This window comes from Blautia sp. Marseille-P3201T, from assembly GCF_900120295.1.
Taxonomy (GTDB): Bacteria; Bacillota; Clostridia; order Lachnospirales; family Lachnospiraceae; genus Blautia.
The window spans coordinates 100,495-126,670 of record NZ_LT635466.1 but is presented as its reverse complement, the minus strand read 5'-3'; the positions used below and the strand labels follow the sequence as shown (position 1 = coordinate 126,670).

23 protein-coding genes and 1 tRNA gene are annotated in these 26,176 nt (G+C 37.7%); 18 read left to right on the top strand and 6 right to left on the bottom strand.

Annotated features, from left to right (window positions below; genetic code table 11):
- Positions 1–91: 91 nt before the first annotated feature.
- Positions 92–1,519, top strand: coding sequence for an ATP-dependent Clp protease ATP-binding subunit ClpX (clpX, locus tag BQ7352_RS02185; protein WP_072446597.1), 1,428 nt, complete (start codon positions 92–94; stop codon positions 1,517–1,519).
- Between the two features lie 138 nt (positions 1,520–1,657).
- Here the strand turns inward: clpX and BQ7352_RS02180 are convergent.
- Positions 1,658–1,741, bottom strand: a tRNA-Leu gene (locus BQ7352_RS02180).
- 230 nt (positions 1,742–1,971) lie between these two features.
- Here BQ7352_RS02180 and BQ7352_RS02175 point away from each other — a divergent pair.
- The 5 genes from BQ7352_RS02175 (at position 1,972) to BQ7352_RS02155 (ending at position 8,453) form a co-directional block, all read left to right on the top strand.
- On the top strand, positions 1,972–3,045 hold the full coding sequence (locus BQ7352_RS02175; protein WP_072446595.1) for a carbamoyl phosphate synthase small subunit: 1,074 nt from the start codon (positions 1,972–1,974) through the stop codon (positions 3,043–3,045).
- A complete protein-coding gene (gene carB, locus BQ7352_RS02170) occupies positions 3,045–6,242 on the top strand; it encodes a carbamoyl-phosphate synthase large subunit (RefSeq protein WP_072446593.1) in 3,198 nt (1,065 codons plus the stop codon). Before BQ7352_RS02175 ends, carB begins: the two co-directional genes overlap by 1 nt.
- Before the next feature lie 11 nt (positions 6,243–6,253).
- The gene (locus tag BQ7352_RS02165; protein WP_072446591.1) at positions 6,254–7,126 is read left to right on the top strand and encodes an undecaprenyl-diphosphate phosphatase; all 873 of its coding nucleotides are present in this window, start codon (positions 6,254–6,256) and stop codon (positions 7,124–7,126) included.
- 77 nt (positions 7,127–7,203) lie between these two features.
- Positions 7,204–7,989 carry a threonine/serine exporter family protein gene (locus BQ7352_RS02160; protein WP_072446588.1) on the top strand — a complete coding sequence of 262 codons (786 nt, stop codon included), beginning with the start codon at positions 7,204–7,206 and terminating at the stop codon, positions 7,987–7,989.
- Positions 7,986–8,453, top strand: a complete 468-nt coding sequence (locus BQ7352_RS02155; RefSeq protein WP_072446586.1) for a threonine/serine exporter family protein — start codon at positions 7,986–7,988, stop codon at positions 8,451–8,453. Before BQ7352_RS02160 ends, BQ7352_RS02155 begins: the two co-directional genes overlap by 4 nt.
- 245 nt (positions 8,454–8,698) lie before the next feature.
- Here the strand turns inward: BQ7352_RS02155 and arcC are convergent, their stop codons facing one another.
- On the bottom strand, positions 8,699–9,631 hold the full coding sequence (gene arcC / locus BQ7352_RS02150) for a carbamate kinase (RefSeq protein WP_072446584.1): 933 nt from the start codon (positions 9,629–9,631) through the stop codon (positions 8,699–8,701).
- Between the two features lie 237 nt (positions 9,632–9,868).
- The gene (locus BQ7352_RS02145) at positions 9,869–10,900 is read right to left on the bottom strand and encodes a M42 family metallopeptidase (protein WP_072446582.1); all 1,032 of its coding nucleotides are present in this window, start codon (positions 10,898–10,900) and stop codon (positions 9,869–9,871) included.
- Between the two features lie 143 nt (positions 10,901–11,043).
- Here BQ7352_RS02145 and BQ7352_RS02140 point away from each other — a divergent pair, with 143 nt between their 5' ends.
- Together BQ7352_RS02140 and nrdR are read left to right on the top strand one after the other, a co-directional pair.
- The gene (locus BQ7352_RS02140; protein WP_072446580.1) at positions 11,044–12,207 is read left to right on the top strand and encodes an FprA family A-type flavoprotein; all 1,164 of its coding nucleotides are present in this window, start codon (positions 11,044–11,046) and stop codon (positions 12,205–12,207) included.
- A gap of 43 nt (positions 12,208–12,250) precedes the next feature.
- Positions 12,251–12,700 (top strand): transcriptional regulator NrdR, encoded by a 450-nt coding sequence (gene nrdR / locus BQ7352_RS02135; RefSeq protein WP_072446578.1) that lies wholly within the window; start codon positions 12,251–12,253, stop codon positions 12,698–12,700.
- An 82-nt stretch (positions 12,701–12,782) separates the two neighbouring features.
- Here the strand turns inward: nrdR and BQ7352_RS02130 are convergent, their stop codons facing one another.
- Together BQ7352_RS02130 and BQ7352_RS02125 are read right to left on the bottom strand one after the other, a co-directional pair.
- The gene (locus BQ7352_RS02130) at positions 12,783–13,295 is read right to left on the bottom strand and encodes a DUF4364 family protein (RefSeq protein ID WP_072446576.1); all 513 of its coding nucleotides are present in this window, start codon (positions 13,293–13,295) and stop codon (positions 12,783–12,785) included.
- 3 nt (positions 13,296–13,298) lie between these two features.
- The gene (locus BQ7352_RS02125; RefSeq protein ID WP_072446574.1) at positions 13,299–14,243 is read right to left on the bottom strand and encodes a tRNA modification radical SAM protein MnmL/YtqA; all 945 of its coding nucleotides are present in this window, start codon (positions 14,241–14,243) and stop codon (positions 13,299–13,301) included.
- A 217-nt stretch (positions 14,244–14,460) separates the two neighbouring features.
- On the opposite strand from BQ7352_RS02125, the gene BQ7352_RS02120 reads away from it, so the two are divergent.
- The 6 genes from BQ7352_RS02120 to BQ7352_RS02095 all read left to right on the top strand — a co-directional run bounded on the left by BQ7352_RS02120 (position 14,461) and on the right by BQ7352_RS02095 (position 20,054).
- Positions 14,461–15,009: a transporter substrate-binding domain-containing protein gene (locus BQ7352_RS02120; protein WP_072446572.1), complete on the top strand. Its 549-nt coding sequence runs from the start codon at positions 14,461–14,463 to the stop codon at positions 15,007–15,009.
- A 164-nt stretch (positions 15,010–15,173) separates the two neighbouring features.
- A complete protein-coding gene (locus BQ7352_RS02115) occupies positions 15,174–15,791 on the top strand; it encodes a DUF4867 family protein (RefSeq protein ID WP_083429826.1) in 618 nt (205 codons plus the stop codon).
- A 23-nt stretch (positions 15,792–15,814) separates the two neighbouring features.
- Positions 15,815–17,293, top strand: a complete 1,479-nt coding sequence (locus BQ7352_RS02110) for an L-fucose/L-arabinose isomerase family protein (protein ID WP_072446570.1) — start codon at positions 15,815–15,817, stop codon at positions 17,291–17,293.
- A gap of 89 nt (positions 17,294–17,382) precedes the next feature.
- On the top strand, positions 17,383–18,852 hold the full coding sequence (xylB, locus tag BQ7352_RS02105; RefSeq protein WP_072446568.1) for a xylulokinase: 1,470 nt from the start codon (positions 17,383–17,385) through the stop codon (positions 18,850–18,852).
- 95 nt (positions 18,853–18,947) lie between these two features.
- Positions 18,948–19,670 carry a phosphatase gene (locus BQ7352_RS02100; RefSeq protein WP_072446566.1) on the top strand — a complete coding sequence of 241 codons (723 nt, stop codon included), beginning with the start codon at positions 18,948–18,950 and terminating at the stop codon, positions 19,668–19,670.
- 93 nt (positions 19,671–19,763) lie between these two features.
- Complete coding sequence (locus BQ7352_RS02095) at positions 19,764–20,054, top strand: YerC/YecD family TrpR-related protein (protein WP_003023216.1); 291 nt, start codon at positions 19,764–19,766, stop codon at positions 20,052–20,054.
- A 77-nt stretch (positions 20,055–20,131) separates the two neighbouring features.
- Here the strand turns inward: BQ7352_RS02095 and BQ7352_RS02090 are convergent, their stop codons facing one another.
- The gene (locus tag BQ7352_RS02090) at positions 20,132–20,743 is read right to left on the bottom strand and encodes a DUF1836 domain-containing protein (protein WP_072446564.1); all 612 of its coding nucleotides are present in this window, start codon (positions 20,741–20,743) and stop codon (positions 20,132–20,134) included.
- Positions 20,744–20,924: 181 nt separating this feature from the next.
- On the opposite strand from BQ7352_RS02090, the gene pcrA reads away from it, so the two are divergent.
- The 4 genes from pcrA to BQ7352_RS02070 all read left to right on the top strand — a co-directional run bounded on the left by pcrA (position 20,925) and on the right by BQ7352_RS02070 (position 26,133).
- Positions 20,925–23,135, top strand: a complete 2,211-nt coding sequence (gene pcrA / locus BQ7352_RS02085) for a DNA helicase PcrA (protein ID WP_072446562.1) — start codon at positions 20,925–20,927, stop codon at positions 23,133–23,135.
- Positions 23,136–23,289: 154 nt separating this feature from the next.
- Positions 23,290–23,523 carry a DUF4366 domain-containing protein gene (locus tag BQ7352_RS02080; protein ID WP_072446661.1) on the top strand — a complete coding sequence of 78 codons (234 nt, stop codon included), beginning with the start codon at positions 23,290–23,292 and terminating at the stop codon, positions 23,521–23,523.
- A 194-nt stretch (positions 23,524–23,717) separates the two neighbouring features.
- On the top strand, positions 23,718–25,115 hold the full coding sequence (gene rlmD, locus BQ7352_RS02075; protein ID WP_072446560.1) for a 23S rRNA (uracil(1939)-C(5))-methyltransferase RlmD: 1,398 nt from the start codon (positions 23,718–23,720) through the stop codon (positions 25,113–25,115).
- A 211-nt stretch (positions 25,116–25,326) separates the two neighbouring features.
- Positions 25,327–26,133 (top strand): hypothetical protein, encoded by an 807-nt coding sequence (locus BQ7352_RS02070; RefSeq protein WP_031476009.1) that lies wholly within the window; start codon positions 25,327–25,329, stop codon positions 26,131–26,133.
- The last annotated feature ends 43 nt before the right edge of the window (positions 26,134–26,176 follow it).

Genomic DNA, 26,176 nt, shown 5'->3' with positions numbered 1-26,176 from the left:
AAAAAGTTTACTTGTGGCAAAATCTAATTTGTGATAAGATACCCACAAGTGGTTTAAGCTGAGGAAAACAGAAAGAAAGCAGGAAAGAGATATGTCAGATGATAAAGAATATTTAAAGACAAATAACCCATCTGAGGAAACAGATGAGAAAGAAAATAAGGATCAATATGAAAAAATCTGTTTTATGTGCAGAAGACCGGAAAGCAAAGCAGGGAAGATGATTGATCTTCCAAATGATATTCATATTTGTACAGATTGTATGCAAAGAAGCTTTGATACCATGAATAACAGCAATATCAATTATGATGAGCTGATGCGTAATATGCCGAATATCAGTATGATTGATTTAAGTTCTCTGCAAAATCAAATTCCAAACAGACAAAAGGTAAAGAAAAAACAGGAAGCGCCAAAAGAAAAGGTAGCTCCAAAGGTTTTTGACATAAAGAGTATTCCGGCGCCTCATAAAATCAAGGCGAGTCTGGATGAGTATGTGATTGGACAGGAAAAGGCAAAAAAAGTAATGTCCGTAGCTGTTTACAACCATTATAAACGTGTTTTTGCGGATGTGAACGATGATGTTGAAATCGAGAAATCCAATATGCTGATGATTGGACCGACAGGAAGCGGAAAAACATATCTTGTAAAAACTCTGGCAAGACTTTTGGATGTGCCTCTTGCCATTACAGACGCAACTTCTTTGACAGAAGCAGGTTATATCGGCGATGATATTGAAAGTGTGGTAAGCAAACTTTTGGCAGCGGCAGATAATGATGTGGAAAGAGCAGAACACGGCATTATCTTTATTGATGAAATTGATAAAATTGCCAAGAAAAAGAATACAAATCAGAGAGACGTAAGCGGCGAGGCTGTACAGCAGGGAATGTTAAAACTTCTGGAGGGAAGTGAAATTGAAGTTCCTGTGGGAGCAAACAGTAAAAACGCTATGGTTCCTCTTACAACAGTGAATACAAAGAATATTTTATTCATCTGCGGAGGCGCTTTCCCTGATTTGGAAGAAATTATCAAAGAACGTCTGAATAAAACCGCATCCATTGGTTTTCAGGCTGATTTAAAAGATAAATACGACCATGACAACACTCTGCTGGAAAAAGTGACCGTGGATGATATTAAAAAATTCGGTATGATACCGGAATTTTTAGGACGTCTTCCGATTATTTTCACTTTAACGGGATTAAACAGAGATATGCTGGTGGAAATTTTAAAAGAGCCGAAAAATGCGATTTTAAAACAATACCAGAAGCTTTTGGCGTTAGATGAAGTAAAATTGGAATTTGAAGATGGTGCACTGGAAGCCATTGCCGATATGGCGCTGGAGAAACATACAGGAGCCAGAGCTCTTCGTGCTATTTTGGAAGAATATATGCTGGATATTATGTATGAAATTCCAAAGGATGACAGCATCGGAGAAGTGATTATTACAAAAGAATATATTGAGCATACAGGCGGTCCGAGAATTTTATTAAGAGGTCAGGAAATGCCTATGCTGGAAGCAAAATAAAAAAGCATATCATTAAGTAAATATCAGGAATATTTATATCTTTCATGCAGAACTGCATTTTAGAGAGAATAGACATTCCTGATATTGGTTAAAGATATGCTTTCACTTCTCTTATAAAATCCTGTAAAACAAAAAAGATGCAGGAGATGGGACTTGAACCCACACGATATTGCTACCACAGGCACCTGAAGCCTGCGCGTCTGCCAATTCCGCCACTCCTGCATTTCTTATTAAGTTTGTGCTGTCTTAAGCACAAGGTATATAATACATGATGTTATTCAAAATGTCAACAGTAAATTTGAAAAAAATTTAAGCTTTTTTATGAGAATATTCTACACAAGAGTATGAAAAAAAAGGTTGAAAATTACTATATGTTGTGATAAACTTTTAGCAATTTGGGAAAAAATAGGGCTTTATAAAAGAGCCGCTCAGAAAGGAAGACAGGTGAAAGCATGAAAGCATTTTTGATACTGGAAGACGGAACTGTTTTTACAGGAACCAGCATTGGTTCTAAAAAGGAAATCATCAGTGAAATTGTCTTTAATACATCTATGACAGGCTATTTAGAGGTGCTTACAGATCCTTCTTATGCAGGACAGGCAGTCTGTATGACCTATCCTTTAATCGGAAATTATGGTATTTGCCATGAAGATCAGGAGTCTTTAAGACCATGGCCGGATGGGTATATCGTTAGAGAATTATCTCGCATGCCAAGTAATTTCAGAAGTGAAGACACTATTCAGAACTTCTTAAAGCAATATGATATTCCGGGAATTGCAGGCATTGATACAAGAGCTCTGACGAAGCTGCTGAGAGAAAAAGGCACAATGAACGGAATGATTACAACAGATGCAGCTTATAAATTAGAAGAGATTATTCCAAGATTAAAGGCATATAACACAGGAAAAGTAGTGGAACGTGTAACCTGTGAAGAAAAAACAGTTTTAAAGGGAGAAGGTCCGAAGGTAGCTTTAATGGACTTTGGAGCCAAAGATAATATTGCAAAATCCTTAAATGAAAGAGGCTGCGAAGTGACTATTTATCCTGCCTTCACAAAAGCAGAGGAAATTCTGAAAACAAATCCTGATGGAATTATGCTTTCTAACGGACCTGGAGATCCGAAAGAATGTACTTCTATTATAGAAGAAATAAAAAAATTATATGACTCTGAAGTTCCTATTTTTGCTATTTGTCTGGGACATCAGCTCATGGCGCTTGCCACAGGAGCGGACACAAAGAAAATGAAATATGGACACAGAGGAGGAAATCATCCTGTAAAAGATTTGGAAACAGGAAGGGTGTATATTTCTTCTCAGAACCATGGTTATGTAGTAGATACAGACACTTTAAATCCGGAAATTGCTGTTCCGGCATTTATCAATGTTAATGATAAGACAAATGAAGGCTTAAAGTATACAGGAAAGAATATTTTTACCGTGCAGTTCCATCCGGAAGCTTGTCCGGGACCACAGGACTCAGGGTATTTATTTGACAGATTTTTAAAAATGATGGAGGTGACCAAATAATGCCGAAAAATCCAGATATTAAAAAGGTATTGATGATAGGTTCCGGTCCAATTGTTATCGGACAGGCAGCAGAATTTGATTATGCAGGTACACAGGCATGCCGTTCCTTAAAAGAGGAAGGGATAGAGGTCGTTTTATTGAACTCCAATCCGGCTACCATTATGACGGACAAGGACATTGCAGATAAGGTTTATATTGAGCCTTTGACAGTAGAAGTGGTAGAACAGCTTATTTTAAAGGAAAAACCGGACAGTGTGCTTCCTACTCTGGGCGGACAGGCAGGACTGAACCTTGCTATGGAACTGGAAGAAAGAGGCTTCTTAAAAGAGCATAACGTGCGTCTGATCGGAACAACCTCTGAGACAATTAAAAAGGCAGAAGACCGCCAGGAATTTAAAGACACTATGGAAAAAATCGGAGAACCTATTGCAGCTTCTCTGGTAGTAAAGAATGTAGAAGACGGAATTGCATTCAGTAATAAAATCGGTTATCCGGTAGTTCTTCGTCCTGCTTATACATTAGGAGGAAGCGGCGGCGGTATTGCCAATAACGAAGAAGAATTAGTAGAAATTCTGGAAAACGGACTTCGCCTGTCTCGTGTAGGCGAGGTACTGGTAGAGCGTTGCATTGCGGGCTGGAAAGAAATTGAATACGAAGTAATGCGTGACAGTGCAGGAAACTGCATTACCGTATGTAATATGGAAAATCTGGACCCTGTAGGGGTTCATACAGGAGACAGTATTGTAGTCGCACCTTCTCAGACATTGGGAGATAAAGAATACCAGATGCTTCGTACCTCTGCTTTAAATATTATTACAGAGTTGGGAATTACAGGTGGATGTAACGTACAGTATGCTTTAAATCCTAACAGCTTTGAATACTGTGTAATCGAGGTAAACCCTCGTGTATCACGTTCTTCTGCACTGGCATCTAAGGCTACGGGCTATCCGATTGCAAAGGTAGCGGCAAAGATTGCTTTGGGATACACTTTAGATGAAATTAAGAATGCTATTACAGGAAAAACTTATGCAAGTTTTGAACCAATGCTGGATTACTGTGTTGTAAAAATTCCTCGTCTGCCATTTGATAAATTTATCAGCGCTAAGAGAACATTGACAACACAGATGAAGGCAACTGGAGAGGTTATGAGTATCTGTAATAACTTTGAAGGCGCTTTAATGAAAGCAATCCGTTCTCTGGAGCAGCATGTAGACAGTCTCATGTCTTATGACTTTACAGGACTTTCCAAAGAAGATTTGTTAGAACAGCTTTGTATTGTGGATGATATGCGTATCTGGAGAATTGCTGAGGCAATCCGCAGAGGCACTGACTACGAAACCATTCATAAGATTACAAAGATTGATAATTGGTTTATTGATAAAATTGCCATTCTTGTAGAAATGGAAGAAGAGCTTAGAAAGAAAGAACTGACAGAAGATCTTTTGAGAGAAGCCAAGAGAATTGAGTTTCCGGATCATGTGATTGCAAAACTGACAGGTAAGACAGAAGATGAAGTAAAAGCTCTGCGTAAAGAATACGGCATTACAGCAGCTTATAAAATGGTAGATACCTGTGCGGCAGAGTTTGAGGCAAGTACACCATATTACTATTCTGTTTACGGAGGCGAAAATGAAGCAGACGGCAAAACAGATAAGAAAAAAGTATTGATTTTAGGTTCCGGTCCTATCCGTATCGGTCAGGGAATTGAATTCGATTTCTGTTCCGTACACTGTACATGGGCATTTGAAAAAGAAGGATACGAAACCATTATTATCAATAACAATCCTGAGACAGTAAGTACAGACTTTGATATTGCTGATAAGCTTTATTTTGAGCCTCTTACACCGGAAGATGTGGAAAACGTAGTAAATGTGGAAAAACCGGACGGAGCAGTGGTACAGTTTGGTGGACAGACTGCCATTAAGCTGACAGAAGCTCTGATTAAAATGGGCGTGAAAATTCTGGGAACTTCTGCAGAAAATGTAGATGCTGCCGAGGACAGAGAGCTGTTTGACGGTATTTTGGAGGAATGTCATATTCCAAGACCAAAGGGGCATACAGTATATACAGCAGAAGAAGCAAAGAAAGCGGCAAATGAACTGGGATATCCTGTTTTAGTACGTCCTTCTTATGTATTAGGCGGACAGGGTATGCAGATTGCCATTAACGATGAGGATGTGGAAGAATACATCGGAATTATTAACCGTATTGCACAGGAACATCCAATTCTGGTAGATAAATATTTACAGGGTAAAGAAATCGAAGTAGATGCGGTATGTGACGGAGAGGATATCTTAATTCCGGGAATTATGGAGCATATTGAAAGAGCCGGTATCCATTCCGGAGACAGTATTTCTGTATATCCTGCAAGAACAATCAGTGAAACAGCGAAAAAAACTATTGAAGAATATACCAGAAGACTGGCAAAATCCCTTCATGTTCTGGGTATGATTAACATTCAGTTTATTGTATGTGGTGAGGAAGTATATGTGATTGAAGTAAATCCACGTTCCAGCCGTACTGTACCGTATATCAGCAAAGTAACAGGCATTCCAATTGTTCCGTTAGCTGCAAAGGTAATTTTAGGTCATAAATTAAAGGACTTAGGATATACACCGGGACTTCAGCCGGAAGCAAAGTATTACGCAGTAAAAATGCCGGTATTCTCCTTTGAAAAAATCAGAGGTGCAGATATCAGCCTGGGACCGGAAATGAAATCTACAGGTGAATGTCTGGGAATTTCAGAAAGCTTTAATGAAGCTCTTTATAAGGCTTTCTTAGGAGCAGGTATCAATCTTCCAAAGCATAAAAATATGATTATCACAGTAAGAGATGAAGACAAACAGGATATTATTCCTATTGCAAAACGTTTCTCTGATCTGGGATATAAGATTTATGCTACAAGAAGCACTGCAAAAGTATTAAATGAAAATGGTGTGAAGGCAGTGAGAACAAATAAGATTGAGCAGCCGTCACCAAACCTGATGGATTTAATTCTGGGACATAAGATTGACCTTGTTATTGATACACCGAGTCAGGGTGTGGAAAAAGCAAAGGATGGATTTATTATCAGAAGAAATGCTATTGAAACAGGTGTAAATGTATTAACAGCATTAGATACGGCAGAGGCACTGGTAACCAGTCTGGAAAATACAGATATTCAAAAGCTGGAGCTGATTGATATCGCAGCAATTTAAGAGGAGAAGGTATGGATATTATAGAACTGTTAAAGGTTGTTTTTTTAGGAATTGTAGAGGGGATTACAGAATGGCTTCCTATCAGTAGTACAGGGCATTTAATTCTGGTAGAAGAGTTTGTAAAACTGGATGTAAGTAAAGCATTCTGGGAAATGTTTATGGTAGTTATCCAGTTAGGGGCAATTCTGGCAGTAGTTGTCTTGTACTGGAAGGATATTTGGCCATTCCGCAATAAAAAGCCAAAACATGAAAATGTGACGAAAGTAGAGAAGGCAGCAGGAACTTTATGCCGTTTTGTAAAAATCGATAAGATGATTATGTGGCTGAAGATTATGGTATCCTGTCTTCCTGCAATTTTAATCGGTCTTCCTTTTGATGATTTTATTGAAAAGAAGTTTAATAACTGGTTTGTAGTAGCAGTTATGCTGATTGTATATGGTGTTCTCTTTTTGGTAGTGGAAGATTACAATGAAAAGAGAGAGGTAAAAATTCATTCTATTGCAGATATTACATGGAAAACAGCGTTATTAATCGGAGTATTTCAGGTGCTGGCATTAATTCCGGGAACATCTCGTTCCGGTGCTACTATCATTGGAGGAATTCTCCTGGGAGCATCCAGAAAAGTGGCAGCAGAATACACCTTTTTCCTTGCAATTCCTGTTATGTTTGGGGCAAGTCTTTTAAAAATTGTAAAATTTGGATTTGACTTTACTGCATGGGAACTTACAATTTTAGGTGTAGGAACAGTAGTATCCTTTGTGGTGTCTATTTTGGCAATTAAATTCCTTATGGGATACATCAAGAAACATGATTTTAAAGCTTTTGGCTGGTACCGAATTGTATTAGGTATTATCGTAATGCTGTTCTTTACAATATTCAGATAATGACAAGGGGCTGTCGCAGTGTGGCAGTCCCTTGTTCTTGATTTTGCGGGACGTTGAGAAAGGAACGAAGGATTAAGATGGAGAACGAAGATAAAAAGGTTTTGGATCTGTCTATGGAAGCCGGAAGAATTCTGCTGGATGCAGGGGCAGAAATTTTCAGAGTAGAGGAAACTATTAAAAGGATAGCAATGGCATTTGGAATTGAAAAGTGCAGTCCCTTTGTCATGAGTACAGGGATTTTTCTTACAGCTGAAAACGAAGAAGGAGAGATGTATGCCAGTGTAAAACACATTCCTATTCAAGGGGCGAAGCTTCATAGAATTGCAGCAGTTAATCAGCTTTCCAGAGAAATCGTAGAAGGAAAATATACCATTGAGGAGGCTGAAAAAAGGCTGGAAGAGATTAAAAAAGAACCGGGAAAATCCGATATCAGCAGAATGATTGCATCCGGTGTAGGATCCGGTGGTTTCTGCTATCTTCTGGGGGGACAGGCTATGGATATGCTGGCTGCTTTTTTGTCTGGATTTTTATTATATGTGGTACTTATTGCTTTTGAAAAAAGAGAAAAATCCACTTCAAAGATTGTATTAAACCTGATTGGCGGTTTTTGTGTATCTTTTTTTGCTGTAATTTTTTATCGTATGGGACTGGGAAATACACCGGGCAGCATTCTGGTAGGTTCTATTATGCCGTTAGTTCCCGGAGTATCTCTGATAAATGCTGTACGTGACTTTGCAGAAGGAAATTATATTGGGGGCGGAGTCCGATTTTTAGATGCTCTGATGGTAGCGCTTGGAATTGCTCTGGGTGTCAGTCTTATGCATGTAATCTACTTTCGAATGACAGGAGGAAGCTTATTATGATTACAGATGCAGTTTTACAATTTCTGGCTGCCTTTTTTGGTACCATTGCTTTTTCTGTATTATTTTCTGTACCAAAAGAGCATTATCCTCTGTGTGGAGTAATCGGAGGAACCGGATGGCTGATATGCTGGGCTCTTATTCATGTGCTGCATATAGGAGTTGTAGAAGCTAATTTTATTGCGACTGTATTTATTACACTAGCATCCAGAATTGGGAGTACTGTGAGAAAATGTCCGGTAACTTTGTTTTTAATTGCAGGAATTTTTCCGGAAGTGCCGGGAATTGGTGTATACAGAACGATTTATTACAGTGTGCAGGAAAATCATGAAATGGGGCTTTACTATGGACGAGAAACATTGGGAATTGCCATTGCTATGGTATTAGGAATTATTCTGGTATTTGAAATTCCCCAGAAAACCATTAATCGATTATTTGGGGATAAAGCGCTATATGGAAGGAAATAAAAAGAGTTGTTGTATTTGTACGCATATCGGAACTGTTTATACATTTATGCTCAGTCTGCGTTCACTTTGAGCCTGAGGTCTCAAAGCGTACTCGACAAATTCGCAAAATATATAAACAGTTCCAATGCGTTTTTTCTACAACAATTCTTTTTCTATTTTAAATATAATGTTTTTTGATAGTATAGGCTCGATGTTCCGATTGTTTGATGACAGAATATTGTGCCATATTTGCATTATAAAAAACTCTATGCTGTTACAATTGTACCTGTTTTTTCTAAATAGCCGTCTTTTGCTTTTGCGATAGAAGTAATAATGGCTTTTCTTCCCGGTTTTGCTTCTACGAAGTCAATAGCAGCCTGAATTTTTGGAAGCATAGTGTGATCTTCAAATTGTCCTTCTGCCATGTATTGTTTTAACTCAGTGGAAGTCACTTTATGGAGCGCTTTTTCCTGTGTGGTTTCGTAATTTACAGAAACACAATCTACACTTGTTAAAATTAAAAGGATGTCTGCGTCCAGTTCGTCAGCCAGTTTTTCACTAATCAGGTCTTTTTCAATGACTGCACTTGCACCAGTCAGTTCTTCATCCTGCTCTAAAACAGGAATTCCGCCTCCTCCGGCAGCAATGACAACCTGTCCTGCATCAAATAAAGTTTTGATGGCATCGATTTCAATAATTTTATCTGGTTTTGGAGCGGCTACAATTCTGCGGTATCCCTGCTCCGTTTTTGTTACATAGTTTCCTTTTTTCTCTTCGGCAAAAGCTTCTTCTTCTGTAAGCGTTCTTCCGATTACTTTTACCGGTTCATGGAAAGCATCATCGTAAGGATCTACAGTAACTTGAGTTAAAATGGTACTTACAGGTTTATAGATACCTCTGCGAAGAAGCTCTGCTCTTAAAGCATTTTGAATATCATAACCAATATAGCCCTGACTCATAGCAGAACATACAGACATAGGAACGGCAGTAAAATCAGGATGTACTTTTCCAAATTCATTCATAGCCGTGTGAATCATGCCAATTTGAGGAGCATTGCTATGTGTAATTACGAGATTGAGTCCGCACTCAATTAAATCAGCCAGAATTTTGGCAGAAGATTTTGTGGCACATTTCTGTTCCGGAAGTGTTGTGCCGAGAGCTCTATGGCCTAAAGCCACTACAACTTTCTTTTTGCCCATAAAATAAATCCTTCTTTCTATTATTTGTCATAACTAATATACATCATTATATCGGTTGCAGAAAAGAAAAGCAACAGAAAAAACCCGATACAAAAGTATCGGGCCTTTCCAACTTGAGGGGGGAGATAGTGAGTGGTTTATCAACTATCCATTTTCAATTATACGGATAAAATATGAGGAAATTATGTCTGTTTTATAAAAAAAATGGAAACTCTCTTAAGAAAAATTAAAACAAAATTATCCTAAATAGGATTTTAAAAGTAAAAAGGTATTTTTTACACCATCTACATGGCTGCGTTCATACCCATGTGAAGCATAAACACCTGCTCCGATAAGTCCGTGACGAACATCATAACCTGCTCGCAGAGCAGCTTCTGCGTCTGAGCCGTAATGAGGATAAACATCTACAGCAAAGTCCACACCTGCATCTTTGGCAGCGGAGATTAAATCGCTGACAAGCTGGTAATTATAAGGGCCACCGCTGTCTTTGACGCATATTGATACCTGATGTTCCTTGCAGCTTAATCCATCTCCTACACATCCCATATCTACAGATAAAACTTCTGTGACACCTTCAGGAATAGATGCAGAGCCGCCATGTCCCACTTCTTCGTATACAGTGAAATGCTGGTAAAGCTTCCTTTCAGGACAAAGGTTATTATCTTTCAAATATTTGGCATAGCCCATTAAAATTGCGGCACTTAATTTATCATCCAGAAAGCGGCTTTTAATAAATCCACTTTTGGTGATGGTTGTACGTGGGCAGAAACATATAATATCTCCTGTCATAATTCCAAGAGCCTCGGTATCAGCTTTTGAAAAGACTTTTTCATCAGGAACAATTTCCATAACGTCAAAATTTCTGGAAGTTTCATCATATTTTCCATTTACGTGAATAGAAGCATTGCAAAGCTGGCAGGTACCTTCATAAGTACCGGAAAAACGTGTGACAATTTTGCAGTTTTCTCCTTCCGCATTATTGGCATTCATACCTCCTAAAGGAGAGACAGCAAGTCTTCCATTTGCTTTTACTTCTGTGACAATAGCTCCCAGAGTATCTACATGGGCTTCCAGAAAAACGGCATTTTCAGCATCTTTTCCGCCTAAATCTACCAAAACACCGCCTTTTACAGTTTGTTTTGGCAGATATCCCATTGCCTTATATTCATCCATGAGATAGTCCGTCACGTTTTTGGTATAGCCGGTTGGGCTGTCGATGGATAATAATTTTTGTAATTGATTTAAAATATAACCGGTATATTTTTCCATGATTTTTAATCCTCCTGTTGTTCTCATTGTAGCTTTTCCGTTATATTACGTCAAGAAAAAGAAAATTGTAGTAGAAAAATTCATTCATTCCATATATAATAGAAACAGTATGGATATATTAAAGATAAGGAGGAATATAACCCATGTATGATATGAAAATTTCAGACTCTGTTGTTTATGTTGGAGTGAATGATAAAACGATTGATTTGTTTGAAAGTCAGTATAAGGTGCCAAATGGGGTTTCTTACAATTCCTATGTGATTTTAGATGAAAAAGTAGCTGTTATGGATACCGTAGATAAACGTGTTACAGAGCAGTGGCTGGAGAATTTAGCTGAAGCATTAAATGGCCGCAAGGTAGATTATCTTGTGATTTCTCATTTGGAACCGGATCATGCATCAAACATTCAGAAATTGGCTGAATTATATCCTGATATGAAAATTGTAGGAAATGCAAAAATCTTTTCTATGCTGCCACAGTTCTTTTCCATGGATCTTTCAGAGAGAAGTGTTGTAGTAAAAGAAGGCGAAACATTAAGCCTTGGAAGTCACACACTACAGTTTTTTATGGCTCCAATGGTTCATTGGCCGGAAGTTATGGTTGAGTATGAACAGTCTGAGAAAATCCTGTTTTCAGCAGACGGATTTGGAAAATTTGGCGCTCTTGATGCGGAAGAAGAATGGACAGACGAAGCCAGAAGATATTTCATTAATATTGTAGGAAAATATGGTACACAGGTACAAAACTTGTTAAAGAAAGCAGCAACTTTAGATATTCAGACTATCTGTCCGCTGCATGGACCTGTTTTAAAAGAAAATCTGGGATATTATATTGATAAGTATCTTACATGGAGCAGCTATGAACCGGAAGAAGAAGGCGTGGTAATTGCCTATGCATCTATTCATGGAAATACGGCAAAAGCAGCTGAAAAACTTTCTGAAATTTTAAAAGCAAAAGGTGCAAAAGCAGTTTGCAGTTTTGACTTGGCAAGAGATGATATGGCAGAAGCAGTAGCAGAAGCATTTCGCTATGACAAACTGATACTCATGTCCCCAACTTATGATGGAGCATTATTTCCTTGTATGGAGGACTTTTTATACCATTTAAAAGTAAAGACTTATAAGAAGAGAACAGTGGGAATTGTAGAGAATGGTTCATGGGCTCCTATGGCTGGAAAATTGATGAAAGCATATCTGGAAAATATGAAAGATGTTCAGATTTGTGAGCCGGTTGTCAGTATTAAATCTGTGATGAAAAAATCAGATGAGGAAAATCTGGAAGCTTTGGCAGAGGCAATTTTAGCATAAAAACCAGTGGAAATGAAACTACAAAAGACAGGAGGGCTTTGCCATGAAATGTCCGTTTTGCGGTCAGGAAAATACCAGAGTCATTGACTCAAGACCTGTACCAGATAATAATTCTATAAGACGAAGACGTCAGTGTGATGAATGTGGGAAACGTTTTACAACATACGAAAAAATTGAAACCATTCCGCTGGTGGTCATAAAAAAAGATCAGAGCAGAGAACAGTATGATCGCTCCAAAATTCAGGGCGGAGTCACACGTGCCTGCTATAAACGGCCAATTTCCGTAAAGAGAATAGAGGCTTTAATTGACGAGATAGAAACAGAAATCTTCAATAAGGAAGAGCGTGAAATACCAAGTACTCTTATAGGTGAAATTGTTATGGACAAGCTCAAAGAGCTGGATGCAGTGGCTTATGTCCGATTTGCGTCTGTATACAGGGAATTCAAAGATATTGATACCTTTATGGACGAATTAAAGAAAATGATGAAATAAAAAAGAGATGGAGTTGTCACATTCGATTTATATCCAGAAATAATCTTTAATGTGACAGGTCCATCTCTTTTTACCTGTTACTTTACATTAAGAATTCAATAAGATTTTCATAAATATCCTGACTCTTTTCTTTCCAGTTCATACAGACAGCAGCGGCAGCTTCTTCTGTAGGAACTGCAATTGTTAAATCTACCACAGAAAAATCATTTTTTTTCAGTCGGCAACGCACCTGATAACCTTCCACTTCGCTTTTATAGTAATCGGCAACAGCAGATAACTCTTCCCGCATTTGAATGATATTTTCTTTGAAAAAAGTAGAAATGTCTGATTTGATTTCATCAGAAATCTGGTCTTCAAAGTAGGAAAGCGTCTGTCTGCCCTGAGCAGTGATTTCAAAGTAAGAGGAGTTTCGAATTGTTTTGGACTCAATTAATTCTGAGTCAATGAGCTCCGAAATCGCCTGCTGCAGATGAAAATAGGTGGTATATCCTTTATCCAACACAAAACCGGAAATTTGAGCATTTGTAAGTGGAAAATCTACTTTTTCCAACATATATAGAATAATTAATTTATAGAGTGTGAGGGGTTCTGACATGACTTAATCCTCCTTATTTTCTATTATTTTATACTGTTTTCCCTGAAAAGAATGGCGAAGTTTACATTCACGATGGAGGGTATTTAAAACTGTTCTTTTGGCGCTGCTCCACAAAGGAGCAATAAGCAAGTCCTTTGGACCGTCACCGGTGAGACGGTGAATGACAATTTCCGGATTAAGATGTTCCAGACAATCAATGACAAGATCCAAATATTCTTCCATAGTGTATACCTGAAATTTTCCTTTGAAATAATCATCTGCTAAATCTGTTCCTTTTAATACATGAAGGAGCTGTAATTTAATTCCCTGAATATCCTGATGATTGAGATACTCTATAGTAGATAAAATATCGTTTTTGCTTTCACCGGGAAGACCTAAAATAGTATGTACAATAACGTCCAGATTTCTTTTTCGAAGTTCTGAAACAGCAGTTTCAAAGCAGGAAAGGGCATAGCCCCGGCGAATATATTGGGCAGTAGTTTCGTGAATGGTTTGAAGACCTAATTCCACCCATACAGGCTTTTTTTGATTTAATTCGTCCAGAAGCTGTAAAATATCCTCATCCAGACAATCCGGCCTTGTTCCGATAGAAATCGCTACAATATCAGGATGAGAAAGTGCCTCTGTATAAATTTTACGTAAGTAATCCACAGGAGCATAGGTATTTGTATAGGCCTGAAAATAAGCAATAAATTTTGCAACTCCTCGTTTTTGCCGAATAGAAGCGGTCTGTTTTTCAATCTGTTCTGTAATAGAGTCCTGCCGGTTTCCGGCAAAATCACCGGAACCGCCTGCACTACAGAAAATACAGCCTCGGCTGCCTAAAGTTCCATCGCGGTTAGGGCAAGTCATACCTCCGTTTAAGGCAACTTTATATATTTTTTCTCCAAATTTTTCTCTTAACATATAGTCAAAAGAATGATAGGGTTTTCCATTCCAGTTTTCCATAAGAAATCCTCTCTTTTTATTCTTCTTATATCATACCATTAAGAAAATTCTTTTACAAGAGAAAGAATGCGACAGAAAATAACAGTATCAGGGGAGGAAAAAGAAAATTTTCTATGGAAGGAATGTAACAGAGCGTAAGTTATATGCCATTGACAAAGCTTTTCTATTTGTGTTAATGTGGACTTAAATAAATTTGAAAGATAATAGGATAATGTTTATGAAAAAGAGATACAAAAGCTTTGTTTGTTTAATGGCTGTCATACTCCTATGTTTCAGCGGCTGCAGTATAGGGAAAAGTGAGGCCAGACCTATAGAAAATGGAACACTAAAAGTGGGAATGAACCTGCAGCTGGATAAGATGTGTTATGTTTCGCCGGAAAGCAGTATGCCGGAAGGATTTGAAGTTGAAGTGGCACAGAAAGTAGCAGAGAGATTAGAATTGAAACTGGAGATTGTGGATACATCGGAAGATAATCTTTTAAAATCTCTGGATGCGGATTTATATGATTGTGTAATATCGGCGGTAGGTCTTGCAGACTGGAACGAGAGCCATTATTCCCATTCTGATGCTTATGCAGATATTTCAGAAATTGAGGATATTGTAGGTGTAAATACGGACAATACGAAAATTGCAGCGTTTACAAAGAAAAACAACCCTATGGCAGAGAAAATTAATGAAAAGCTGATAGAACTTAGAAAAGATGGAAGTCTTGGAGAAATTTCAAAAAAATATTTTGAAAAGGATATTACTATTCCGGTTCAATAAAAAGTAGAGAGGAAACAAGGGAAATTTGCCTGAAAAATCCTCTCTTTTTTTGTAGAAATTTACATGTCATTTTTAAGAAAAACAACTTGATTTTTTGTACGTATAATGTTAGCATAAATATATAGTTTAATGACTAAACTAAGTGAGGAGGTTTTGGTTATATTATGGAAATTTTACAGGTTTCCCACCCGAACTTTAAAGCTTACGGAAGGGTAATAACAGGTATTGATGTATCAGATTTATTGGATGTGTTAAGAGAAACACCGAAGCCTGAAGACGTAGTTTATGTGGCTTCTGATGCAAAACTGGAAGCATGTGAAAGTGCAAAAAAAATTGCCTACAGCTTGTATGGCGGTATGCCGATACAAATCGGATATTGTAATGGCAGTAATGTACTTCTAAATGCTGTTGAATATCACAGAGATTCGGAAGTAAATGTGGCGCTGACAGATATGATTTTATTGCTGGGAAAGGAACAGGATATTGAAGAAGACAAGAGTTACGATACGGAAAAAATAGAAGCCTTTTTCATTCCGGCAGGAACGATTGTAGAAGTTTATGCAACTACACTGCACTATGCGCCATGTAACGCAAATGGAGAAAAATTCTCTACAGCAGTTGTTTTACCAAAAGGAACAAATACAGAGATTGAAAAAACGCAGGAAAATGTGAAAGAAGATCAGCTGTTATTTGCCAGAAATAAATGGTTAATTGCTCATGAAGATGCAAAAATTGAGGGAGCATTTGTAGGATTAAAAGGTGAAAACCTTTCAGTAGAATAAAATATTTTCAGGAGGAAAGAAACATGAATTTATCAAATATGCCGGAATTAAAATTAGGTATTGTTGCAGTAAGCCGTGACTGTTTCCCTATGTCTTTATCTGAAAACAGAAGAAAAGCAGTTGTAGAAGCTTATAAGAAAAACTTTAATGGGGAAATTTTTGAATGTCCTACTGTAGTAGAAAGTGAAACAGATATGTTAAAGGCAGCAAAGGAATTAAGAGAGGCAGGCTGTAATGCACAGGTTGTTTATCTTGGAAACTTTGGTCCGGAAACAGAAGAAACTATGTTAGTAAAAGCTTTTCATGGTCCGTCTATGGTTGTTGCTGCAGCAGAAGAAGGAAATCTGGTACAGGGCAGAGGTGATGCTTACTGTGGTATGTTAAATGCCAGCTATAATTTAAAACTGCGTAATCTGCATGCATATATTCCGGAATATCCGGTAGGAACAGCAGAAGAAGTTGCAGAAATGATTAACGAATTTGCTCCGATTGCAAGAGCTGTTGTTGCTCTGAAAAATCTGAAAATCATCAGCTTTGGTCCAAGACCTGCAAACTTCCTTGCTTGTAATGCACCAATTAAGAGATTATATGATTTAGGTGTAGAAATTGAAGAAAACTCTGAACTTGATTTATTTGAAGCATTTAACAAACATGCAGATGACCCACGTATTCCTGACGTTGTAAAAGAAATGGAAGCAGAGTTAGGCGAAGGAAATATGAAACCTGAAATTCTGCCTAAGCTTGCTCAGTATGAAATTACATTATTAGACTGGGTAGAAGCACACAAAGGCAGCAGAAAATATGTGACACTTACAACAAAATGCTGGCCTGCATTCCAGACACAGTTTGGATTTGTACCATGTTATGTAAATAGCCGTCTGACAGACAGAGGAATTCCTGTTTCCTGTGAAGTAGATATCTGGGGAACATTAAGTGAATACATTGGTACAGTTATCAGTCAGGATACCGTTACATTGCTGGATATTAACAATACAGTACCGGCTTATATTTATGATGAAGAAATCAAAAATAAATATAACTATACACAAAAAGATACTTTTATGGGATTTCATTGTGGAAACACAGCAGCAAGTAAGCTGACAGCATGTTCTATGAAGTATCAGATGATTATGGCAAGAACATTGCCGGAAGAAGTAACACAGGGTACTCTGGAAGGAGATATTATTCCTGGAGATATTACTTTCTATCGTTTACAGAGTACAGCAGACTGCAAACTTCGTGCATACATTGCACAGGGAGAAGTTCTGCCGGTAGCAACACAGAGCTTTGGAGGAATTGGTATTTTTGCAATTCCTGAAATGGGACGTTTTTATCGTCATGTTCTGATTGAGAAAAATTATCCTCATCATGGAGCAGTTGCTTTCGGACATTACGGAAAAACATTGTTTGAAGTATTTAAATTCTTAGGTGTGGAAGTTGATGAAATTAACTATAACCAGCCAAAAGGCGCTTTATACCCAACAGAAAACCCATTTGCATAAAATAATTGGAAATACATATTGATATTTTGACATAATTACAGAGGCTGTCTTTCTATGGGCAGCCTCCATTGTTTCATAGGAGGTTTGTTATGTTATATATTGGAGTAGATTTAGGAACTTCAGCAGTAAAGTTGCTTTTAATGAATGAAACAGGGAAAATTGAGAAAATTGTATCAAAGGAATATCCATTGTGTTTTCCTAAGCCGGGCTGGTCTGAGCAGAACCCGGAGGACTGGTGGAAACAGAGCTTAGAAGGAATTAAGGAATTGACGGCAGAATGTGATAAAAGCCAGGTGGCAGGTATCAGCTTTGGAGGACAGATGCATGGCCTTGTAATTTTGGATGAGAATGATGAAGTTATTCGTCCGGCAATTTTGTGGAATGATGGAAGAACACAAAAAGAAACAGATTATTTAAATCAGGTAATTGGAAAAGATAAATTATCTGATTATACAGCAAATATTGCTTTTGCAGGATTTACAGCTCCTAAAATTTTGTGGGTAAAAGAAAATGAGCCGGAGAACTTCAAAAAAATCAGAAAAATCATGCTTCCAAAAGACTATCTGGCATACAGACTTTCCGGTGTTCATTGCTGTGATATGTCTGACGCATCAGGGATGTTACTCCTTGATGTAAAAAACAGATGCTGGTCTAAAGAAATGCTGGAAATCTGTGGCATCACAGAAGAACAGATGCCTACATTATTTGAGAGTTATGAAACTGTGGGGACATTAAAAAAAGAACTGGCAGAAGAACTTCAGATTTCTGAAACATGTAAAATTGTGGCCGGAGCAGGGGATAATGCAGCTGCAGCAGTAGGAACAGGTACTGTAGGAGATGGAAGATGTAATATTTCTCTTGGAACAAGTGGAACAATTTTTATTTCCAGCAAAGAATTTGGAGTTGACCCAAACAATGCACTGCATGCATTTGCTCATGCAGACGGAAATTATCATTTGATGGGATGTATGTTAAGCGCTGCTTCTTGTAATAAGTGGTGGATGGATGAAATTATTGGTACAAAGGATTACGGAAAAGAACAGGCAGAGATTGACAAGCTGGGGGAAAATAAGGTATACTTTCTTCCATATCTGATGGGAGAACGTTCTCCTCACAACAATCCAAATGCAAGAGGAACTTTTATTGGTCTTACTATGGATACAACAAGAGCTGACATGACACAGGCTGTTTTAGAAGGAGTTGCTTTTGCAATTCGTGATTCTTTTGAAGTGGCAAAATCTCTGGGGATTAAAATCGAAAGAACAAAAATCTGTGGCGGTGGCGCTAAGAGCCCTCTTTGGAGAAAAATAATTGCAAATGTTTTAAATATTAAAGTAGATATTATTGAGTCAGAAGAAGGACCTGCTTTAGGCGGAGCCATGCTGGCGGCAGTTGCTAATGGGGAATTTGCGTCTGTAGAGGAAGCAGCAGAAAAAATTGTAAAAGTTATTGATACTATAGAGCCTGAACCGGAATTAGCTGCAAAATACGAGGAAAAATATCGTAAATTTGCAAAAATCTATCCGGCAGTAAAGGAATTATTTGAAGAAATTGTATAAAATTTTGTAAAAGAGGCTGTTGCATTGAGAGCATATTTCTGTTTATGCAATAGTCTCTTTTTCTAAAATCAGAAAAATGCAGGGAGGAATAGGAAATGAAATATGTATTAGATGTGCATACACATACCATTGCCAGCGGACATGCTTATAATACCATGCGGGAAATGGCGAAAGCGGCATCCGAGAAAGGATTGGAGCTTTTAGGGATTACAGAACATGCTATGGCTATGCCGGGAACATGCCACGAATATTATTTTCAAAACCTGAAAATGGTGGAGCGGGAAATGTATGGAATAGAGCTCTTACTTGGAAGCGAAGTCAATATTTTGGACAGTAGAGGAAACATGGATTTAGATGAAAATCTTCGAAAAAAGCTGGATATTATTATTGCAAGTCTTCATATTCCCTGTATAAAACCAGGAACGAGAGAGGAAAATACACAGGCATACATTGAAGTTATGAAAAAACCTTATGTGGATATTATCGGGCATCCGGATGATGGGCGGTATCCGGTGGATTATCTGGCATTGGTACAGGCAGCCAAGGAATATGGAATTCTTTTGGAAGTGAATAATAATTCTCTGGATCCCAGATGTACAAGACAAGGCGGAGCAGAGAATGTAAAAACTATGCTGGGCTATTGTATGGAATATCAGGTTCCGGTAGTGGTAAACAGTGATGCACATACAGATACTTTAGTGGGATTTCACAAGTATGCACAGGAGATTTTTGACGAAATTGCTTTCCCGGAGGACTTAGTAGTGAACAGGAGTGTATGTGAATTGAAAAAATACGTCAATAAATATAAAAATTTATAAAAAATTGGTAACTTTTCTTTACTTTAAAAATTTACTGTGCTACTATATATAGGAAGAATGGGGTGCACACTAAAATGTAAGGAGAATTGAAATATGAGTAAAAAAATTCACACAGAGGCTGTTGATTCACTGTTTGATGCAATTTTAAGTTTAAAAAACAGAGAAGAATGTTATCTGTTTTTTGAAGATGTTTGTACTGTGAATGAAATTTTATCTTTATCTCAGCGTTTTGAAGTGGCGAAAATGTTGAAAGAAAAGAGAACCTATCTGGAAATTTCAGAAAAAACAGGGGCATCTACCGCAACAATCAGCCGTGTTAATAGAAGTCTGAATTATGGAAATGACGGATATGACATGGTATTTGAAAGAGTAGAAGAAAAATAAAAAAGGAGCTGTGGCATAGGTGGCTGGTAAACAGAATGACTTATGTCACAGCTTTTTTACACTTTTCATATAGAAAATCAGTCTTGATTTTTGGAGGGGTCTTGTGTTGCCATCTGGTCAATGAGATTTTCGATGACCTGTTTTTTTACATAAACGTCAAAGCTTAACATACAGATAAAGGCAAATTTTTGAAGAAAATCCTGTTCTTTTTCATCTGCATCAGAGAAAGAAGACCGGGCTTTATTGAATTTTCTGGTAACGTCCTTTATAAGTGGCTCAATCTGTTCTAACTCCAAATCCATAATTTCCTGATATACTTCTGTTAATTTTAAACTGCCATTTCCCGGAAAAAATTCCTCGGCAATAGGCCCTAAAAGAACTTGTATGTCATTGATGGACATAATATTTTTAAAATAATAGATAAATGTCAGCATCAAAATATGTTCCCGAGAATATTTTTTCTTTACAGGAGGGGGAAGCAAATGATTTTTGGCATAGTTGTTAATCATGGTTTTTGTTAATACTTTATCTTCAGGATGACGCTTGGAAGAAGATAAGTGGTTTTCCATGAATGTTGTGACCTGGTCCATATATAAATCAATGCCGGGGATTTCTTCAGGTTTGATATAGTCAATCCGTGAAATACTGGCTAATATGCTGTTTAAAATATCTTTTGTGTCTATCGTCATGTTATCACCTCTACTCCCTATTATATGGTTTTGAATACTATTTGTAAAGAGGGTATTTCAGATTTGAAAAAGAAATCAAGTTGACAGACTTTTTGTACTTGCGTTGTTAAAAAAAGATATGTTATATTAGAAGAACAAATGTTTTGATTGTAACAGGAGTTTAAATGGAGGATAAATAAAAATGAGTATCTATGATACATTAAATACAGAACAAAGAGAGGCTGTTTTTCATACAGAAGGACCTGTACTTATTCTGGCAGGAGCCGGTTCAGGAAAGACAAGGGTTCTTACACATAGAATTGCTTATTTAATAGAAGAAAAGGGTGTAAATCCATGGAATATTATGGCAATTACCTTTACAAATAAAGCAGCAGGTGAGATGCGTGAAAGGGTGGATAAAATCGTGGGATTTGGTGCGGAAAGTATTTGGGTATCTACTTTCCATTCCAGCTGTGTGCGAATGCTTCGCCGTTTTATCGACCGCTTGGGATATGATACAAATTTTACGATCTATGATGCAGATGACCAGAAAACATTGATGAAGGATATTTGTAAGCGTCTCAATATTGATACAAAAGTTTATAAAGAAAAAGCAATTTTGGCAGCGATTTCTTCCGCGAAAGATGAATTAATCAGTCCGGAAGAATATGAATTACAAAATATGGCAGATTTTTCTAAGAAGAAAATTACTTTGGCATACAAGGAATATCAAAAGGAATTGAAAAAAAATAATGCACTGGATTTTGATGATTTAATTGTAAAAACCGTAGAGCTTTTTCAGTCCTGTCCTGATGTGCTGGAATATTTTCAGGAGCGTTTCCGTTATATTATGGTAGATGAATATCAGGATACCAATACAGCACAGTTTAAATTTGTAAGCCTTTTAGCAAGTAAATATCAAAATCTCTGTGTAGTCGGGGATGATGACCAGTCGATTTACAAGTTCAGAGGAGCAAATATCGGAAATATTTTAGGATTTGAAAAGGTATTTTCCAATGCAAAAGTTATTCGTCTGGAACAGAATTACCGTTCAACGCAGAATATTTTAAATGCAGCAAATCAGGTTATTCAAAATAATATGGAGAGAAAGAGAAAAACTCTTTGGACAGAGAATGAAGAAGGTGAAAAGCTTCATTTCAGACAGTTTATGAATGCCTATGAAGAGGCAGAATATGTGGTCGGAGAAATCAGCAAAAAGGTACGGGAAGGCGATGGAGAGTATCGTGACTTTGCTGTATTGTACAGAACAAATGCCCAGTCCCGTCTTTTTGAAGAAAAACTTTTGATGGCGAATATTCCGTATAAGCTGGTAGGTGGTGTAAACTTCTATGCCAGAAAGGAAATTAAAGATTTGCTGGCATATTTAAAAACAGTAGATAATGCAAAAGATGATTTGGCAGTGAGAAGAATTATTAATGTGCCGAAAAGAGGAATTGGAGCCACTACTTTAAGTCGTGTACAGGATTATGCCAGCGAAAGAGGAATGGGATTTTACGATGCACTTCGGGAGGCAGAACAAATTCCATCTATTGGCAGAGCAGCCGTGAAAGTAGAGCCTTTTGTTACTTTTATTCAAACATTGAGAAGTAAGCAGGAATTTCTTTCACCTTCCGAGCTTTTAAAGGATATTATAGAAAGTACAGGGTATGTGGAAGAACTGCGAAATGAAGGCACAGATGAAGCAGAGGCTAGAATTGAAAATATTGACGAGTTGATTACAAAGGTAGTTTCCTATGAGGAAGAAAATGAAACTCCTACTTTATCCGGATTTTTAGAGGAAGTAGCACTGGTAGCAGATATTGACTCTGTGGATGGCGATGATAATCAGGTACTTTTAATGACCTTACACAGTGCCAAGGGTTTGGAATTTCCTTATGTGTATCTTGCAGGTATGGAAGATGGTATTTTCCCAAGCTATATGACAATTACAGCAGATGACCCTACGGAAATTGAGGAAGAAAGACGGCTTTGCTATGTTGGAATTACAAGAGCCATGAAAGATTTAACTTTGACATGTGCACAGCAGAGAATGATCAGGGGGGAAACACAATATAATAAGGTATCCCGCTTTATTAAAGAAATTCCAAGAGAGTTAGTGGAACTGGGAAGAGAGTTTCCAGAGAAAAAATTAAAAGAAATACCAATGCCAACATCTTATCAGCAGATGAAACAGGCATTTAAACAGCCTGCATTTATACCAAAACAGTTTGAGGTGAAAAAAGCGCAGGGGCTTGACTACGGAGTGGGTGACACGGTAAAACATATTAAGTTTGGAGCAGGTGTGGTGACGGATATTACAGAAGGCGGCAGAGATTACGAGGTAACTGTGAATTTTGATAAAGTCGGTGTGAAGAAAATGTTTGCATCCTTTGCAAAATTGAAAAAAATTTAAGAAGTTTTTGAAATTGGAAAACTCCCCTTGAAAAATTTAAGAAGGGATAGTAAAATTCAGATTACAGTGGTATAATAGAAGAAAAAAAGTTGAGTAAACAACAGCTTTCAACAGATTTTACAATAGCTTGTAAAAAGAGAGGACGGTGCAGTATATGAATCGTATTGAGAATTTAATCACAGCATTACAGAAGAAAGAGGAAGAAAAAAACAAAAATACGGTATTATGGGTATTGGCAATTATTGGTGCAGTAGCAGCAATCGCCGGAATTGCTTATGCAGTTTACCGCTTCTTTACACCGGATTATCTGGAAGATTTCGAAGAAGACTTTGATGATGATTTCGATGACTATTTTGAAGACGAGGATGAGGACGAAGAAGATAAATAGGAAAGAAACAGGAAGCTTCGGGAGACCGAAGCTTCTTTTGTTTCATAGGAAATTGCGTCCTATGAAACAAAAAAGGCTTCGCAAGGATGCGCAGCTCGCGGAGATGAAATTATCACTATGTGAACCGCTCGCACGCGGAGATTGCGCTGTTGCGCAATCTTTTTATGTAATGAAAAACAGAAAGGAATTATAATTTGAAAAAGGGAGAAATTTACGAGGGAATTATTGAAACAGTAGAGTTTCCAAATAAGGGAAAAGTACAGGTAGAAGGAAAAACAGTTGTAGTAAAAAACGGTATTCCGGGACAGAAGGTTCGCTTTATGATTAATAAAAAGAAGGGAACACGTCTGGAAGGCAGATTGTTGGAAGTTTTGGAGAAATCTCCTTTGGAAGTGAGGGAGCCTGTATGCAGCATTTTTCCTGCCTGTGGAGGCTGTATGTATCAGACAATGTCTTATGAAGAACAGTTAAATATGAAGGCAGCACAGGTCAAGAAGTTAATTGACGAAGCAGTAATCAGAGGAGGACAGGTAGATACAGAAGGCAAACCGGATTATATTTTTGAGGGAATTAAAGGAAGTCCACAGGAGTTTGCATATCGAAATAAAATGGAGTTTTCCTTTGGAGATGAATATAAAGATGGTCCGTTATCCTTAGGACTTCATAAAAAGGGAAGTACTTATGATGTGTTAAATGCCTGTGACTGTAAGCTGGTACATGAGGATATGACAAAAATACTTACTTGCATTTTGGAATATTGCAGAGAAGAAGGATTTTCCTATTACCATAAAATGCAGCATACAGGATTTTTGCGCCATTTGCTTTTACGCAGAGGAAACACAACAGGGGAAATTCTGGTAAATCTGGTAACTACAAGTGAAATTGAAACAGATTTTGCAGAGCTGCAAAACCGTTTATTAGAGTTACCGTTAGAGGGAAAAATCGTAGGTTTTCTGCACATTATCAACAATTCTCTTTCTGATGTGGTAAGAAGCGATGAAACCAGAATTCTCTATGGACAGGACTATTTTTACGAAGAAATTTTAGGATTGAAGTTTAAAATTACACCATTTTCCTTTTTCCAGCCTAATTCTTATGGGGCAGAGGTGCTTTACAAAACTGCCAGAGAATATATCGGTGATACAAAGGAAATGACAGTATTTGACCTTTATAGCGGAACCGGTACCATTTCACAGATTATGGCTTCTGTGGCAAAAGAAGTCATTGGTGTGGAAATTGTGGAGGAAGCAGTGAAGGCAGCAGGGGAAAATGCACATTTGAACGGAATTGAAAACTGCAGGTTTATTGCAGGGGATGTGCTGAAGGTGTTGGATGATATTCAGGAAAAACCGGACTTTATTGTATTGGACCCTCCAAGAGATGGAATTCATCCAAAGGCATTGCCGAAGATTATTGATTATGGAGTGGATAAACTGGTGTATATTTCCTGTAAACCTACAAGTCTGGCAAGGGATTTGGAGATGTTTTTGGGAAGAGGATATCAGGTGGAGAAGGTTTGCTGTGTGGATCAATTTTGTCAGACGGTGCATGTGGAGACGGTCTGTTTGATGTCAAGGGTCGAAGGAAAATAGGCGCGAAAGCCCAGTAATACTGCGGTTTTCGGGCGATCGGACAAATTTGGCATCGGGCAGGGCAAACGCTTCTCGGTAACTTATCCAAGGGCAATCCGGCTCAAAAAGTGTGAGAGTTGAGTTGCCTTGATAGATGTCAATATGTTGAGTTGCCGAGTTAGATGTTGGGGTAGTTGTGGCTGTGAGATAGATGTCAGAGGAGGTTTTGTATTTGTTTAGTACTTATGATATACGATCTTCTGCAAATGCCTGCAAAACATTAGTAGGACTAAGCGGAGTAGACATTTCAACTTGGGAACAATTCGTAGGGCATGAAAGCGAATACAGATATACAGATGATTTAGTGGAAGATGTAATAAAAAGATTCGGACATCTTCCGAGGACATATCTTGATTTTAATTTTGTGTATTTTCACGTGACGACGAGTGCAAACGAGTGTGAAGCCATAAAGAAATATGGAATCTTAGATTTACAGCAAGCATATCTTTGTGACGAATCAGAATTGAGAGTTTTTTTAGACCGGCACGGGATAATAATAAATATAGAGGACGCTCTATTGACATATAATGGGAAAGTCTTTGATATTTCTTATAACGCTGGCAATTGTCCCAGAACAGGTACACAGGAATATTTATGCTGGTCGATTGGAAGAAAGTTCTATTATGATTTTACGACTTGCGGGTTTTTATCGGTATGGGAAAGAAGTCCTTACGGGGGTCAGGTTCATCGTCGCCCGGAAATACTATGGGATATTGACAACCTATTAAGATTAAATTTATCTGAGGAATGGGAGCAGTCGCATTTCCCATATGAAATAGTAGCTCAAGTAAACGGTTCCGATATTGTTTTTGACGGGGACGATGATCAGAGCGATAAGGACAAAGTATTGATGTATTTAACGATGGCTTACGATACCGCTTTTGGAGAGCCATTTGAACATATCCTCCTGATGAAAAACGGTATTCAGATTTCTCCAGATCGAATAATTGAAATAAAACCTTTAACATGTTGGAGGTAAAGCAAACAAGCATCTCAGATAATAAGTCTGCGATGCTTGCTCT